We start from the raw sequence: 15885 nt of genomic DNA on the forward strand, positions 1-15885 counted from the left end.
CGGGCGGGGTGAACAACAGAATTTGCCTGGCGGCTGTAGCGCGGTGGTCCCACCTGACCCCATGCCGAACTCAGAAGTGAAACGCCGTAGCGCCGATGGTAGTGTGGGGTCTCCCCATGCGAGAGTAGGGAACTGCCAGGCATCAATTAAAGAAACCCCGTACCGCAAGGTGCGGGGTTTTTTGCCGTCTGCGCCTTACCCGGCCTACGGGGCCTGTAGGCCCGGTAAGCGTAGCGCCACCGGGCAACACCAGCCGCACCCAACCCTCTTCCTTGAAACTTTCTCACCTTTCACATGCAGACTCGACATTTGCCTGATTCCTGGTTATTGTCAGCTATCTGGATGTCTAAACGTTTATACGTATGCTTTGAGGATTTAAGGTTATGCCGATTCGGGTGCAGGACGAGCTACCAGCCGTCAATTTCTTGCGTGATGAAAATGTCTTTGTGATGAAGGCATCGCGCGCTACAGGTCAGGAAATTCGTCCTCTGAAGGTGCTTATCCTCAACCTGATGCCAAAGAAGATTGAGACGGAAAACCAGTTCCTCCGTTTGCTCTCTAACTCCCCGCTGCAGGTCGATATTCAGCTGCTGCGTATTGATGCGCGTGAGTCCCGCAACACACCTTCAGAGCATCTCAATAACTTCTACTGCAACTTCGATGATATCCGCGACGAGAATTTCGATGGCCTGATTGTCACCGGCGCACCACTGGGCCTGGTAGAGTTCAACGACGTGGCCTACTGGCCACAAATCAAACAGGTACTGGAGTGGGCTAAAGATCATGTCACCTCCACGCTGTTTGTCTGCTGGGCAGTGCAGGCTGCACTCAATATTCTTTACGGCATACCTAAGCAGACCCGTAGCGAAAAACTGTCGGGCGTCTATGAGCACCATATTCTGCATCCCCATGCATTGTTGACGCGTGGCTTCGATGATTCCTTCCTGGCCCCTCATTCACGCTATGCCGATTTCCCGGCTGCACTGATCCGCGACTACACCGATCTGGAGATCCTCGCCGAGAGCGAAGAGGGTGATGCCTACCTGTTCGCCAGCAAAGACAAGCGTATTGCTTTTGTCACCGGCCATCCGGAATACGATCCCGACACCCTGGCGAGCGAATATTTCCGTGATGTCGAAGCGGGTTTGAACCCGGACGTGCCGTACAACTATTTCCCGCAAAACGATCCACAGAACAAACCGCGGGCAACCTGGCGCAGCCATGGCAATCTGCTGTTTACTAACTGGCTCAACTATTACGTCTACCAGATCACGCCATACGATCTGCGCCACATGAATCCGACGCTGGAGTAATCCTCTGAGGATCCTCATCCTGTAGCGTTTCAGCTCTCCAGTTAAGGCACCTTCGGGTGCCTTTTTTATTTCCGAAATTCCCTCCGCCTGGTGAATGATTTTTAAACTTATCAATATCAATGCATTACATGCATTTAAAATTAAAAATGGAAATAGTTTTTGATTTTACGATAAATCCAGATAGTCTTAATTTTGCTGAACGAAAACTACACAACGATCTTCGTTCGCGTGGGGGAAGTGAATTCGGATCAACGACGAGGAGCAGTAAAATGAATCAACAGGCAACCATTATCGATGAACTGGCCTTTAACCAACCGCATGGGGAGCAGGAACAGCAGGTTCTGACGCCCGATGCCGTTGAATTTCTTACCGAGCTGGTGACCCGCTTCACGCCAAAACGCAATAAGTTACTGGCGGCACGTATCCAGCAGCAGCAAGACATTGATAATGGAAAGCTGCCTGACTTTATTTCGGAAACCGATTCCATTCGTGAAGGTGACTGGGCGATCCGCGGCATTCCGCAGGATCTGCAGGACCGACGCGTCGAGATCACCGGCCCGGTAGAGCGCAAAATGGTGATCAATGCGCTGAATGCCAATGTGAAAGTCTTTATGGCGGATTTTGAAGATTCGCTGGCACCTGACTGGAGCAAAGTGATCGAAGGGCAGATCAACCTGCGCGACGCGGTGAACGGCACCATCAGCCACACCAATGAAGCCGGCAAAATTTATCAGCTCAAGCCCAACCCGGCAGTACTGGTCTGTCGCGTGCGTGGCCTGCATTTACCGGAAAAGCATGTTACCTGGAACGGGGAAGCGATCCCCGGCAGCCTGTTCGACTTTGCCCTCTACTTTTTCCACAACCATAAGACCTTGCTGGCCAAAGGCAGCGGTCCCTACTTCTACCTGCCGAAAACGCAGGCCTGGCAGGAAGCGGCCTGGTGGAGTGAGGTCTTCAGCTATGCCGAGGATCGTTTCGATCTGCCGCGCGGCACCATCAAAGCCACCCTGCTGATTGAAACCCTGCCAGCTGTGTTCCAGATGGATGAAATTCTGCATGCCCTGCGCGACCACATTGTGGGCCTGAACTGCGGCCGCTGGGATTACATCTTTAGCTATATCAAGACCCTGAAAAACCACCCGGATCGCGTCCTGCCGGACCGTCAGGTGGTCACTATGGATAAATCATTCCTCAGTGCCTACTCGCGTCTGCTGATCAAAACCTGCCACAAACGCGGCGCTTTCGCGATGGGCGGCATGGCGGCCTTTATTCCGAGCAAAGACAGCGAACGTAACAATCAGGTGCTGAACAAGGTGAAGGCCGACAAAGAGCTGGAAGCCAGCAACGGCCATGACGGCACCTGGGTGGCGCACCCTGGGCTGGCCGATACCGCTATGGAGGTGTTCAACCGTATCCTGGGCGATAACAAAAATCAGCTGCACGTGACCCGCGAAGACGATGCGCCCATCACCGCCGCTCAGCTGCTCGAGCCGTGCGAGGGCGAGCGCACCGAAGAGGGGATGCGCGCCAATATCCGCGTGGCGGTGCAGTACATCGAGGCATGGATCTCCGGCAACGGCTGTGTGCCGATTTACGGTCTGATGGAGGATGCCGCCACCGCCGAGATCTCACGTACCTCTATCTGGCAGTGGATCCACCATCAGAAGACCCTCAGCAACGGCAAACCGGTGACTAAAGCCCTGTTCCGCCAGATGCTGTCGGAAGAGATGCTGAACATTCAGGAAGAACTGGGCGAGCACCGCTTCAGCAGCGGTCGCTTCGATGCCGCCGCACGCCTGATGGAACAGATCACTACCTCAGATGACTTAATCGACTTCCTGACGCTGCCTGGCTACCGCCTGCTGGCCTGATTTCACCACATAACAATAATGGAGCATCTGCACATGAAAACCCGTACCCAACAAATCGAAGCATTACAGAACGAGTGGACTCAACCGCGCTGGGAAGGCATTGAACGCCCGTACAGCGCAGAGGAAGTGGTGAAGTTACGCGGCTCGGTCAACCCGGAGTGCACCCTGGCGCAGCTTGGGGCGGCCAAAATGTGGCGTCTGCTGCACGGCGAATCGAAAAAGGGCTACATCAACAGCCTCGGCGCGCTGACCGGCGGCCAGGCCTTGCAGCAGGCGAAAGCGGGGATTGAAGCGGTCTATCTCTCAGGCTGGCAGGTCGCGGCGGACGCCAACCTGGCGTCCAGCATGTACCCGGACCAGTCCCTCTACCCGGCAAACTCCGTTCCGGCCGTGGTGGAGCGCATCAACAACACCTTCCGTCGTGCGGATCAGATCCAGTGGGCCTCCGGTATTGAGCCAAACGATCCGCGCTTTGTGGATTACTTCCTGCCGATTGTTGCCGATGCGGAAGCGGGCTTTGGCGGGGTACTGAACGCCTTCGAGCTGATGAAATCGATGATCGAGGCCGGTGCAGCGGCTGTTCACTTTGAAGATCAGCTGGCCTCAGTGAAGAAGTGCGGACACATGGGCGGCAAGGTGCTGGTCCCGACTCAGGAAGCGATCCAGAAACTGGTGGCAGCTCGTCTGGCCGCTGACGTGCTGGGCGTCCCGACGCTGGTGATTGCCCGTACCGATGCCGATGCGGCGGACCTGATCACCTCCGATTGTGACCCTTACGACAGCCAGTTTATTACCGGCGAGCGCACCAGCGAAGGTTTCTATCGTACCCATGCCGGCATTGAGCAGGCGATCAGCCGCGGCCTGGCCTACGCCCCTTATGCCGACCTGGTGTGGTGCGAAACCTCCACTCCGGATCTGGCCCTGGCTAAACGCTTCGCTGACGCCATCCATGCGAAATACCCGGGCAAACTGCTGGCCTATAACTGCTCTCCGTCCTTCAACTGGCAGAAGAACCTGGACGATAAAACTATCGCCAGCTTCCAGCAGGAGCTGTCGGACATGGGCTACAAATATCAGTTCATCACCCTCGCGGGTATTCACAGCATGTGGTTCAACATGTTCGACCTGGCGCATGCTTATGCCCAGGGTGAAGGCATGAAGCACTACGTTGAGAAGGTCCAACAGCCGGAATTTGAGGCCAGCAAACAGGGCTACACCTTCGCCTCGCACCAGCAGGAAGTGGGCACGGGCTACTTCGATAAAGTGACCACTATTATTCAGGGCGGCGCCTCCTCCGTCACTGCCCTGACCGGGTCAACCGAAGAAGCACAGTTCTGATATTTTTCCCCTCTCCCCTCTGGGGAGAGGGTTAGGGTGAGGGGGAATAAATGTCGCGTGGCCTGGAATTATTGATTGCACAGACCATCCTGCAGGGCTTTGATGCCCAGTATGGTCGTTTCCTTGAAGTAACGTCCGGGGCGCAGCAGCGCTTTGAGCAGGCCGACTGGCATGCGGTGCAGCAGGCCATGAAGCAGCGTATCCACCTTTACGATCATCACGTTGGCCTGGTGGTGGAGCAATTGCGCTGCATCACCGGCCATACCAGTACCGATGCCGCATTCTCGCTGCGGGTGAAAGAGCATTACACCCATCTGCTGCCGGATTACCCTCGCTTTGAAATTGCGGAAAGCTTTTTCAATTCCGTCTATTGTCGGCTGTTTGACCACCGTTCCCTGTCACCGGAGCGGCTCTTTATTTTTAGCTCTCAGCCTGAGCAACGCCTTCGTGCCTTGCCGCGTCCGCTGGCGAAAGCATTTTTTCCCGATCACGGCTGGGAGGCGCTGTTAACCAAGGTGTTAGCCGATCTGCCCCTGCGTCTGCCGTGGCAAAATCGCCCGCGTGATGTCGGGTATATCATTGCTCATCTCTCGGAAACGCTCGGGACCGATAACCTGCAGAACTGCCATCTTCAAATCGCTAACGAGCTTTTCTATCGCAACAAAGCCGCCTGGCTGGTAGGTAAGCTGATTACGCCGGACGCCACGCTGCCGTTTTTGCTGCCCATTCACCGCAGCGATGAAGGGGAGCTGGCGGTCGATACCTGTCTGACCACCAGCGCCGAGGCGAGCATCGTTTTCGGCTTCGCCCGCTCCTATTTTATGGTGTATGCCCCGCTGCCGGGGGCGCTGGTAGAGTGGCTGCGGGAGATCCTGCCTGGTAAAACCACCGCCGAACTGTACATGGCGATAGGCTGCCAGAAACACGCCAAAACTGAGAGTTACCGGGAGTATCTGCACTATATCAACCGTGCTGATGAGCAGTTTATCGAGGCGCCGGGCATTCGCGGCATGGTGATGCTGGTCTTTACCCTGCCGGGGTTTGATCGGGTGTTTAAGGTGATTAAGGATAAATTCGCCCCGCAAAAAGAGATGACGGCCGCCCACGTGCGCGCCTGCTATCAGCTGGTGAAGGAGCACGATCGCGTCGGGCGAATGGCGGATACCCAGGAGTTTGAGAACTTCGTGCTCGACAAGCGGCAGATTGCGCCGGAACTGATGGCGCTGCTGTTGCAGGAAGCGTCTGGCAAGATTACCGATCTGGGCGACCGGATCGCCATCAGCCATCTCTATATCGAACGGCGGATGGTGCCGCTCAATATCTGGCTGGAGCAGGCGGAGGGGCAGGCGCTTCACGATGCCATCGAAGAATATGGCAACGCTATCCGCCAGCTGGCGGCGGCCAACATCTTTCCGGGTGATATGCTGTTTAAAAACTTCGGCGTCACCCGGCACGGGCGGGTGGTGTTCTACGATTACGACGAAATCTGCTACATGACGGAAGTGAATTTCCGCCAGATCCCGCCCCCGCGTTATCCGGAGGATGAGCTCGCCAGCGAGCCGTGGTATAGCGTCTCGCCGGGGGACGTTTTCCCGGAGGAGTTTCGGCACTGGCTCTGCGCCGACCCGCGCATCGGAGCGCTGTTTGAAGAGATGCATGCCGATCTGTTTCGCGCTGACTACTGGCGGAGCCTGCAGACGCGCATCCAGAACGGGCATGTGGAAGATGTGTACGCTTACCGGCGCAAGCAGCGGTTTAGCATCAGATTTGCGGTTTAGTGCCCGGTGGCGCTGCGCTTACCGGGCCTACGATCCGAATGTAGGCCGGGTAAGGCGCAGCCGCCACCCGGCAAAACCATCTTAACGAATCCCACCATACGCCAGCGTCACTTCCTTCGCCGCTTTGATCACCAGCGCCCCCAACTCGGTCACGCGATCGTCGGTCATTCGTGAAATCGGCCCGGAAATGGAGATGGCGGCAAAGGGTTCGCGATGCTCGTCATAAATGCAGGCGGCAAGACAGCGCAGGCCGAGGGCATGCTCTTCATCATCAAAGGAGTAACCGCGCTTGCGCGTCAGGGCTAAATCCTCTTTCAGATGCAGTGGGGAAACCAGCGTCGCGTGGGTATAAGCATGTAAGCCTTTGCGGTGCAGCAGCCCGGTGACCTGCTCCTCGCTGAGCTGGGAGAGGAACGCTTTTCCTGCCCCGGAGGCGTGCATCGGCAGCTTGCCGCCAATCGGCGCAGACATGCGCATCAGCTGGGTGCACTGCACCTGGTCGATAATAATCGCCTGGTGATCGCTCTGGTCGAGCACCGCCAGGTTGACCGTCTCCCCGGAATCCTCCATCAGCTTGCGCAGGATCGGATGGACGATGGCGAGCAGGTTACGGCTCTGCAAAAAGCTGCTGCCGACGATAAACGCGTGGGCACCCACGGACCAGTGGCCCAGCTCGCCTACCTGCCGGACAAAGCCCAACTGCTGCATGGTGGTCAGCAGGCGATGGGTAGTGGAGTTCGGCAGACCTGCCTGCTGGGCCAGCTCGGTTAGCGCCACGCTGCTGTGCGACTCGGCTATCCACTCCAGCAGTTTAAGGCCCCGCGTCAGGGACTGGACTTGTCCGCCCGGCTGGGCGGTTGCGGCGGCAGGTTTTCTGCCGCGTTTAGCGGGAACGGTGGCAACCATGACAGGCTCCTTTTTCTGTATCGTGGAAATCATTTTCGTTTTATTTGGCTGTTTTGCAACCGCTATCCTTACTGATCGGAGGAGTTATAGTGAACATGTCTCATGTTACCGCGGTGTGACTTTTCCCCTTTGCAAGATTATGCCAGTATGGTCTGCTGGCCTTTTGGCCTGGTTGAGTGTTGTCGGGAGCAAGTGTGAGCAGCAAAGTAGATCAACTTCGTGCGCAGTTAAATGAACGCATTCTGGTGCTGGATGGCGGTATGGGCACCATGATCCAGAGCTATCGTCTGAGTGAAGACGACTTTCGCGGCGACCGCTTCGCCGACTGGCCCTGCGATCTGAAAGGTAACAACGACCTGCTGGTGCTCAGCAAGCCAGAGATTATCGCCGCCATTCATTACGCCTATTTCGAGGCGGGTGCGGATATCGTTGAGACCAACACCTTCAACTCGACAACCATCGCCATGGCGGATTACCAGATGGAATCCCTGTCGGCGGAGATTAACTACGAGGCGGCCAAACTGGCGCGTGCCTATGCCGACGAGTGGACGGCCCGCACGCCAGAGAAACCGCGCTACGTTGCCGGGGTACTTGGCCCGACCAACCGCACCGCCTCTATCTCACCGGATGTGAACGATCCGGCGTTCCGTAATGTCACCTTTGACCAGCTGGTGGCCGCGTACCGCGAGTCCACCCGCGCGCTGGTGGAAGGCGGTTCCGATCTGATCATGATCGAGACGGTGTTCGATACCCTCAACGCCAAAGCCGCAATCTATGCGGTTAAAGAGGAGTTCGACGCCCTGGGCGTGGACCTGCCGATCATGATCTCCGGCACCATCACCGATGCCTCGGGCCGTACCCTCTCCGGGCAGACCACCGAGGCGTTTTACAACTCCCTGCGCCATGCCGATGCCCTGAGCTTCGGCCTGAACTGTGCCCTGGGGCCGGACGAACTGCGCCAGTATGTGCAGGAGCTGTCCCGTATCGCTGATTGCTACGTGACCGCCCACCCGAACGCTGGCCTGCCAAACGCCTTTGGTGAATACGATCTCGACGCCGCGACGATGGCGGAGCAGATCCGCGAGTGGGCAGAGTCCGGATTCCTGAATATTGTCGGCGGCTGCTGCGGTACCACGCCAGAGCATATCGCCGCCATGAGCAATGCCGTGGCGGGGCTGCCACCGCGTAAATTGCCCGAGCTGCCGGTTGCCTGCCGTCTTGCTGGTCTTGAACCGTTGAACATCGGCGATGACAGCCTGTTTGTGAACGTCGGGGAACGTACCAACGTCACCGGCTCCGCGAAGTTCAAGCGCCTGATCAAAGAAGAGAAATACAGCGAAGCGCTGGATGTTGCCCGCCAGCAGGTAGAGAGCGGCGCGCAAATTATCGATATCAACATGGATGAGGGGATGCTCGACGCCGAAGCGGCGATGGTGCGTTTCCTCAACCTGATTGCCGGTGAGCCGGACATTGCCCGCGTGCCGATTATGATCGACTCCTCAAAATGGGAAGTGATCGAGAAAGGCCTGAAGTGCATCCAGGGCAAGGGCATCGTCAACTCCATCTCGATGAAAGAGGGGGTTGAGCCTTTTATCCATCACGCCAAACTGGTGCGCCGCTACGGTGCCGCCGTGGTGGTAATGGCCTTTGATGAAGTCGGCCAGGCCGATACCCGCGAGCGCAAAATTGAGATCTGCCGCCGCGCGTACCAGATTCTGACCGAAGAGGTCGGCTTCCCACCGGAAGACATTATCTTTGACCCGAACATTTTTGCCGTTGCGACCGGGATTGAAGAGCACAACAACTATGCCCAGGACTTTATCGGCGCTTGCGAAGACATCAAACGCGAGCTGCCGCATGCCCTGATCTCCGGCGGCGTCTCCAACGTCTCGTTCTCGTTCCGCGGCAACGACCCGGTGCGTGAGGCGATCCACGCGGTGTTCCTCTACTACGCCATCCGTAACGGAATGGACATGGGGATCGTTAACGCCGGTCAGCTGGCGATTTATGACGACCTGCCAGCGGAGTTGCGCGAGGGCGTTGAAGACGTGATCCTCAACCGTCGCGACGACGCCACCGAACGCATGCTGGAGCTGGCCGAAAAATATCGCGGCAGCAAAGCTGATGACAGCGCCAACGTCCAGCAGGCGGAGTGGCGTTCCTGGGACGTGAAAAAGCGTCTCGAATATTCGCTGGTAAAAGGCATCACCGAGTTTATCGAGCTGGATACCGAAGAGGCCCGCCAGCAGGCCGCGCGTCCGATTGAGGTGATTGAAGGCCCGCTGATGGACGGCATGAACGTGGTGGGCGATCTGTTCGGTGAAGGCAAAATGTTCCTGCCGCAGGTGGTCAAATCTGCCCGCGTGATGAAACAGGCGGTGGCCTATCTGGAACCTTATATCGAAGCCAGCAAAGAGAAAGGCTCCAGTAACGGCAAGATGGTGATCGCCACCGTGAAAGGCGACGTGCATGACATCGGCAAAAACATCGTCGGCGTGGTGCTGCAGTGTAATAACTACGAGATTATCGATCTGGGCGTGATGGTGCCGGCGGATAAAATCCTCAAAACCGCGCGGGAAGTGAATGCCGACCTGATAGGCCTCTCAGGGCTGATCACCCCGTCGCTGGACGAGATGGTCAACGTGGCAAAAGAGATGGAGCGCCAGGGCTTTACCCTGCCGCTGCTGATTGGCGGCGCGACTACCTCGAAAGCGCACACCGCAGTGAAGATCGAGCAGAACTACAGCGGGCCGACGGTGTATGTGCAGAACGCCTCGCGCACGGTGGGCGTGGTTTCGGCGCTGCTGTCGGCAACCCAGCGGGACGACTTTGTCGCCCGAACCCGCAAAGAGTACGAAACGGTGCGTATCCAGCACGCACGCAAAAAGCCGCGTACCCCGCCGGTTACCCTGGCCGCGGCACGGGATAACGACCTGGCCTTTGACTGGTCAAGCTATACGCCGCCGGTTGCCCATCGTCTGGGCGTGCAGGAGGTGACGGCCAGCATCGAGACCCTGCGCAACTACATCGACTGGACGCCGTTCTTTATGACCTGGTCGCTGGCCGGAAAATATCCGCGCATTCTCGAAGATGAGGTGGTGGGTGAAGAGGCCCAGCGCCTGTTTAAAGACGCTAATGACCTACTCGATCAGCTCAGCGCTGAGAAAACCCTCAACCCGCGCGGCGTGGTAGGGCTGTTCCCGGCCAACCGCGTGGGGGATGACATCGAAATCTATCGCGATGAAACCCGCACCCATGTACTGACGGTCAGCCATCATCTGCGTCAACAGACCGAGAAGGTCGGTTTCGCCAACTATTGTCTGGCCGATTTCGTCGCGCCGAAGCTGAGCGGCAAAGCCGACTACATCGGTGCCTTTGCCGTCACCGGTGGGCTGGAGGAGGACGCGCTGGCGGAGGCTTTTGAAGCGCAGCACGATGATTACAACAAAATCATGGTCAAAGCGATCGCCGACCGTCTGGCCGAGGCCTTTGCCGAATACCTGCATGAGCGGGTACGTAAAGTGCACTGGGGCTATGCGCCGAACGAGAACCTCAGCAACGAGGAGCTGATCCGCGAGAACTACCAGGGCATTCGCCCGGCGCCAGGGTATCCGGCCTGCCCGGAGCATACCGAGAAAGGCACCATCTGGCAGCTGCTGGATGTTGAAACCCATACCGGGATGAAACTCACCGAGTCGTTCGCCATGTGGCCGGGGGCGTCGGTCTCCGGCTGGTATTTCAGCCATCCTGACAGCAAGTATTATGCTGTGGCGCAGATCCAGCGCGATCAGGTGGAGGATTATGCTCTGCGTAAAGGGATGAGCGTTTCTGAAGTTGAGCGCTGGCTGGCACCGAATCTGGGGTACGACGCAGATTAAGGTCACGTTTCCTTACAACAAACAGGGCACCTACAGGGTGCCCTGTCTCTTTCTTACGTTTGACCCCTTATACTTGAGAAGAGCTCAGGTCAGGCGTAGGCCGGATAAGCGAAGCGCCATCCGGCGTTTCTGGCATGGGCTTAAGGAACTGATAACGAAAAGGAGAACCTACATCCGTGCTGACTCTGCTACATCTGCTTTCTGCCGTGGCGTTGCTGGTCTGGGGCACGCACATTGTCCGTACCGGCGTGATGCGTGTTTTTGGTGCCCGTTTACGTACCGTCCTCAGCCGCAGCGTTGAGAAAAAGCCGCTCGCCTTCTGCGCCGGCATTGGCGTGACCGCGCTGGTGCAAAGCAGCAACGCCACCACCATGCTGGTCACCTCATTTGTGGCTCAGGATCTGGTGGCGCTGACCCCTGCGCTGGTGATTGTCCTTGGCGCTGATGTCGGCACCGCCCTGATGGCGCGCGTGTTAACCTTCGATCTCTCCTGGCTGTCGCCGCTGCTGATTTTCATCGGCGTGATTTTCTTCCTTGGCCGCAAGCAGACCCGCGCCGGGCAACTGGGACGGGTGGGAATCGGCCTTGGGCTGATTCTGCTGGCGCTGGAGCTGATCGTCCAGGCCGTCACCCCTATCACCCAGGCCAGCGGCGTGCAGGTCATTTTCGCCTCGCTGACCGGCGATATCCTGCTGGATGCGCTGATTGGCGCGGTGTTTGCCCTGATCAGTTACTCCAGCCTGGCGGCAGTGCTGTTAACCGCCACACTCACCGCGGCGGGGATCATCTCCTTCCCGGTGGCGCTTTGTCTGGTGATTGGCGCCAACCTCGGTTCCGGCCTGCTGGCAGTACTCAACAACAGCGCCGCTAACGCCGCAGCCCGTCGGGTGGCGCTTGGCAGCCTGCTGTTCAAGCTGGTGGGTAGCCTGGCCATTCTGCCGTTCATTTATCCGCTGGCGAATCTGATGGACAACCTGCCGCTGCCGAAATCGGAGCTGGTGATCTACTTCCACGTCTTCTACAACCTGGTGCGCTGCCTGGTGATGGTGCCCTTTGCCGGCGTGATGGCACGATTCTGTGAACGGATTATCCGCGATGAACCCGAGCTGGATGCGCGCCTGAAACCCAAGCATCTGGACACATCAGCCTTGGATACCCCGGCGCTGGCACTGGCTAATGCCGCCCGGGAAACGCTGCGCATGGGCGATGCCATGGAGCAGATGCTGGAGGGGCTGAAAAAGGTGATGCACGGCGAACCGCGAGAAGAGAAAGAGTTGCGCAAGCTCGCGGATGACATCAACGTGCTCTATACCGCCATCAAGCTCTATCTGGCGCGGATGCCAAAAGATGAGCTGGCGGAGGAGGAGTCCCGCCGCTGGGCGGAGATCATCGAGATGTCGCTCAACCTCGAGCAGGCCTCTGATATTGTCGAGCGCATGGGAAGTGAAATCGCGGATAAATCACTGGCGGCTCGCCGGGCGTTTTCCCTCGAAGGCGTTAAAGAGCTGGATGCGCTGCACGATCAGCTGCTCGCCAACCTGAAGCTGGCCATGTCGGTCTTCTTCTCCAGCGATCTGGCCAGCGCCCGTCGTCTGCGCCGTAACAAGCACCGTTTCCGTATTCTCAACCGCCGCTATTCCCACGCGCACGTTGACCGGCTGCACCAGCAGAACGTGCAAAGTATCGAGACCAGCTCCCTGCATATGGGGCTGCTGGGGGATATGAAACGTCTCAACTCCCTGTTCTGCGCGGTGGCGTACAGCGTGATGGAGCAGCCGGATGAAGATGATGGCCGGGATGAGTATTAATCTGGATAACGCCTCGCAGAAGTGAACTGCGGGGCGTGACGACAGTCCTCTGGCACGCTACCGTGAAGCCCTTATTTTCCCGGAGGGTATAGAAAATGCTCATTTACTACGCTACGCTGCAACACATCATGCGCATTGCTACGGGAGTTATCATGCGCACCAGACCAGGCATTAAAAAATCTGTGAATGTCTCTCTGTCGCCAGAGGTACTGGAGCATGCACGTCAACTTAACATCAACCTGTCCGCAGTTTTGACCGAAGCGTTGATGGAGAAATTTCATGAAAATAACCGTGCGGAGTGGTTGCAGGACAACACCTCTTCTATAGAAGCGGTTAATCAGTGGGTAGATGAAAACGGCTCATTCAGTGATTTTCAGCGATCGTTCTGATGGAACAGTACTTTGCGTACCAGAATAAAGGACCCGGAAAAGGAGTTTATCCTTATTTGGTTAATCTTCAGCATCCGATAGCCAGTGTGTTAAAGCATGTGCTGGTGGCGCCAGCGATCGAATTAGCTCAATTGTCAGGTAATAAACCACCTGCCAAAATTTGTCCTGTTGTCGACATAGCCGAAAAGCCACATGTGGTGATGACGCATATGATGGCGGGGATCCCGGCAAAGGAGGTCGGAGAGCGTATTGCTGATTTAACCCATGAACGAACCGCGTTACGGGATGCTCTCGATTTTCTCATCAATGGATACTAACCCATTTTTGTTGCCCGCAACCTAAGGTATATTTCGCCTCTACAGGAGAAATTATGCTGCCAACTCAATCCACCCGATTAAACAAATACATTAGCGAGAGCGGGATCTGCTCGCGTCGCGAGGCTGACCGTTACATCGAACAGGGCAACGTGTTTATCAATGGTAAACGCGCCACCATTGGCGATCAGGTCGCCCCTGGCGACGTGGTCAAAGTGAATGGTCAACTGATCGAGCCCCGGGACGAAGAAGACCTGGTGTTTATCGCGCTGAATAAACCGGTTGGCATTGTCAGTACTACAGAAGATGGCGAGCGCGACAACATCGTCGATTTCGTCAACCACAGCAGCCGTATCTTCCCGATTGGCCGTCTGGATAAAGACTCCCAGGGGCTGATTTTCCTCACTAACCACGGCGATCTGGTGAATAAAATCCTGCGGGCCGGTAACGACCACGAGAAAGAGTATATCGTCACGGTCAACAAGCCGGTCACGGACGACTTTATTCGCGGGATGGGGGCGGGCGTGCCGATCCTCGGTACGGTGACGAAAAAGTGCAAGGTGAAGAAAGAAGCGCCGTTCGCGTTTCGTATCACCCTGGTTCAGGGCTTAAACCGCCAGATCCGCCGCATGTGCGAACATTTTGGTTTCGAAGTGACCAGGCTGGAACGTACCCGCATCATGAACGTTAGTCTCTCCGGCATCCCGCTGGGTGAATGGCGCGATCTGACCGGGGATGAGTTGATTGAGCTGTTTAAGCTGATCGAGAATTCGTCCTCAGAAGCGAAGCCGAAAGCGAAGGCAAAACCGAAAACGCAGGGCATTAAACGCCCGGTGGTTAAAGCCCCGCAGGGGGAAGAGAAAAGCAAAGCCAAACCGGCCGGGAACGGAAAACGCTTTACCCAGCCAGGGCGCAAAAAGAAAGGGCGCTAATCAGCGCCTTCCACGGGTTGGGGTACTGGCCGACCAGGAAAACGTTGCCTCTTTATCCACTTTATAAGCCTGCTCTTTTTTAAGTTTGCGGGCTTTTTTGGCTTCCACTTCACGCTGAGCCATCAGTTTATCGATGTACTCTTTTTTAACGTGATTGGTTTCGGCGTTGGTCAGCAGTCGGCCATGGGCGATACGGGCGCGATCGAGCAGGGTTTTCAGTTCGCGCTGCTCGCTTTCCGTCATCTCTTTCTGGGTCAATCTCGGTGTGGACATACCTGAAGCCTCCTGTGGACGAGGCTTCAGTGTAAAGCATGCCTTCGCTGTCGCGAAGCTGAATTAACCTTCCTTCACCACATCGCGTTTCTTTTGGTCATCGATCGGCTTACCCGACCAGTAACCCGCCAGCAGCGAGCCGGACAGGTTATGCCATACCGAGAACAGCGCGCCAGGCAGTGCCGCCAGCGGTGAGAAGTAGATTTTGCCGAGCGCCGCGGCCAGGCCGGAGTTCTGCATCCCCACCTCAATCGCCAGCGTGCGGCAGGTGGATTCGTCAAAGCCGAACAGCTTCCCGCCCCAGTAACCGCCCAGCAGGCCGATAGTGTTGTGCAGCACCACGGCGATAATCACCACAAAACCAACCGAGGCGATATGCGCCGCAGAACCGGCCACCACGGCGCTGATGATCGCCAGAATACACAGCATTGAAAATGCCGGCAGGTACGGCTCCACGGCTTTCACCAGCCGCGGGAACAGGTGGTGGATAACCAGCCCCAGCGCAATCGGGATCACCACGATCTGCAGAATGCTCAGCAGCATCCCCATCACATCCACCTGAATGTGGGCATCCACGTACAGACGCGTCAGCAGCGGGGTCGCCACTACGCCCACCAGCGTGGAGACAGAAGAGATGGTCACCGACAGGGCCACATCGCCTTTCGCCAGATAGATCATCACGTTGGAGGCCGTCCCGCTGGCGACGCTGCCCACCAGTACCATCCCGGCGGAAAGGTCCGGCGGCATCTTAAAAGCAATAGCCAGCAACCATGCCGCCAGCGGCATCACCAGGTAGTGCAGGAAAATCCCTGCCGCGACCGGTGCCGGGCGTGACAGGACGCGTTTAAAATCGTCGATTTTCAGGTGTACGCCCATGCCGAACATGATGAGCATCAGCAGCGTGGTGACCCACGGGCCGATAGGAGTAAAAGTGGTTGGCGTGTAATACGCTAATACAGAGAGCAGCAGCGCCCATAACGGGAACAGCCGGGTGATGGCGGATAACATACGGATTCCTTGCGATTGTGTTGTGTCATGTAGTTATAAAAAAAGCCGGGTTCGAGCCCGGCTTAGAGATAGTGTTT

12 protein-coding genes and 1 rRNA gene are annotated in these 15885 nt (G+C 57.0%); 10 read left to right on the top strand and 3 right to left on the bottom strand.

The features are described 5' to 3' along the window. Positions 1-25 precede the first annotated feature (25 nt). The 5 genes from rrf to aceK all read left to right on the top strand — a co-directional run bounded on the left by rrf (position 26) and on the right by aceK (position 6300). Positions 26-141: ribosomal RNA gene (gene rrf, locus G7090_RS01080) — 5S ribosomal RNA — on the top strand. Between the two features lie 242 nt (positions 142-383). Next, positions 384-1313, top strand: coding sequence for a homoserine O-succinyltransferase (gene metA, locus G7090_RS01085; protein WP_106993899.1), 930 nt, complete (start codon positions 384-386; stop codon positions 1311-1313). A 269-nt stretch (positions 1314-1582) separates the two neighbouring features. Further along, positions 1583-3184 (top strand): malate synthase A, encoded by a 1602-nt coding sequence (gene aceB, locus G7090_RS01090; protein WP_166181251.1) that lies wholly within the window; start codon positions 1583-1585, stop codon positions 3182-3184. Positions 3185-3217: 33 nt separating this feature from the next. After that, entirely contained in the window at positions 3218-4522 is a 1305-nt protein-coding gene (aceA, locus tag G7090_RS01095) for an isocitrate lyase (protein ID WP_106993901.1), read from the top strand. Positions 4523-4572: 50 nt separating this feature from the next. After that, the gene (aceK, locus tag G7090_RS01100) at positions 4573-6300 is read left to right on the top strand and encodes a bifunctional isocitrate dehydrogenase kinase/phosphatase (RefSeq protein WP_166181253.1); all 1728 of its coding nucleotides are present in this window, start codon (positions 4573-4575) and stop codon (positions 6298-6300) included. A gap of 81 nt (positions 6301-6381) precedes the next feature. Here the strand turns inward: aceK and iclR are convergent, their stop codons facing one another. After that, a complete protein-coding gene (gene iclR / locus G7090_RS01105) occupies positions 6382-7206 on the bottom strand; it encodes a glyoxylate bypass operon transcriptional repressor IclR (protein WP_146145521.1) in 825 nt (274 codons plus the stop codon). Between the two features lie 194 nt (positions 7207-7400). Between iclR and metH the strand changes: the two genes are divergently transcribed. The 5 genes from metH to rluF all read left to right on the top strand — a co-directional run bounded on the left by metH (position 7401) and on the right by rluF (position 14527). Further along, positions 7401-11084 (top strand): methionine synthase, encoded by a 3684-nt coding sequence (metH, locus tag G7090_RS01110; RefSeq protein WP_166181255.1) that lies wholly within the window; start codon positions 7401-7403, stop codon positions 11082-11084. Positions 11085-11260: 176 nt separating this feature from the next. Next, on the top strand, positions 11261-12892 hold the full coding sequence (locus G7090_RS01115) for a Na/Pi cotransporter family protein (RefSeq protein WP_106993906.1): 1632 nt from the start codon (positions 11261-11263) through the stop codon (positions 12890-12892). Between the two features lie 95 nt (positions 12893-12987). Then, a complete protein-coding gene (locus G7090_RS01120; RefSeq protein WP_166181258.1) occupies positions 12988-13281 on the top strand; it encodes a type II toxin-antitoxin system CcdA family antitoxin in 294 nt (97 codons plus the stop codon). Continuing rightward, positions 13281-13598, top strand: a complete 318-nt coding sequence (locus tag G7090_RS01125) for a CcdB family protein (protein ID WP_106993908.1) — start codon at positions 13281-13283, stop codon at positions 13596-13598. Before G7090_RS01120 ends, G7090_RS01125 begins: the two co-directional genes overlap by 1 nt. Positions 13599-13651: 53 nt before the next feature. Then, positions 13652-14527 (top strand): 23S rRNA pseudouridine(2604) synthase RluF, encoded by an 876-nt coding sequence (rluF, locus tag G7090_RS01130; protein ID WP_106993909.1) that lies wholly within the window; start codon positions 13652-13654, stop codon positions 14525-14527. On the opposite strand, the gene G7090_RS01135 is transcribed toward rluF, so the two are convergent. Together G7090_RS01135 and panS are read right to left on the bottom strand one after the other, a co-directional pair. Then, positions 14528-14800 carry a DUF3811 domain-containing protein gene (locus tag G7090_RS01135; protein ID WP_106993910.1) on the bottom strand — a complete coding sequence of 91 codons (273 nt, stop codon included), beginning with the start codon at positions 14798-14800 and terminating at the stop codon, positions 14528-14530. Positions 14801-14863: 63 nt separating this feature from the next. Further along, positions 14864-15808, bottom strand: a complete 945-nt coding sequence (panS, locus tag G7090_RS01140; RefSeq protein ID WP_166181260.1) for a ketopantoate/pantoate/pantothenate transporter PanS — start codon at positions 15806-15808, stop codon at positions 14864-14866. Between the last annotated feature and the right edge of the window lie 77 nt (positions 15809-15885).

Source organism: Leclercia sp. 29361, from assembly GCF_011290365.1.
Classification (GTDB): domain Bacteria; phylum Pseudomonadota; class Gammaproteobacteria; order Enterobacterales; family Enterobacteriaceae; genus Enterobacter; species Enterobacter tamurae.

Bases quoted from the DNA above. Each gene is read 5' to 3' on its own strand.
- G7090_RS01135 (WP_106993910.1), bottom strand. From the start codon at position 14,800: ATGTCCACACCGAGATTGACCCAGAAAGAGATGACGGAAAGCGAGCAG.
- rluF (WP_106993909.1), top strand. From the start codon at position 13,652: ATGCTGCCAACTCAATCCACCCGATTAAACAAATACATTAGCGAGAGC.
- G7090_RS01120 (WP_166181258.1), top strand. From the start codon at position 12,988: ATGCTCATTTACTACGCTACGCTGCAACACATCATGCGCATTGCTACG.
- aceA (WP_106993901.1), top strand. From the start codon at position 3,218: ATGAAAACCCGTACCCAACAAATCGAAGCATTACAGAACGAGTGGACT.
- G7090_RS01125 (WP_106993908.1), top strand. From the start codon at position 13,281: ATGGAACAGTACTTTGCGTACCAGAATAAAGGACCCGGAAAAGGAGTT.
- aceB (WP_166181251.1), top strand. From the start codon at position 1,583: ATGAATCAACAGGCAACCATTATCGATGAACTGGCCTTTAACCAACCG.
- iclR (WP_146145521.1), bottom strand. From the start codon at position 7,206: ATGGTTGCCACCGTTCCCGCTAAACGCGGCAGAAAACCTGCCGCCGCA.
- aceK (WP_166181253.1), top strand. From the start codon at position 4,573: ATGTCGCGTGGCCTGGAATTATTGATTGCACAGACCATCCTGCAGGGC.
- metA (WP_106993899.1), top strand. From the start codon at position 384: ATGCCGATTCGGGTGCAGGACGAGCTACCAGCCGTCAATTTCTTGCGT.
- panS (WP_166181260.1), bottom strand. From the start codon at position 15,808: ATGTTATCCGCCATCACCCGGCTGTTCCCGTTATGGGCGCTGCTGCTC.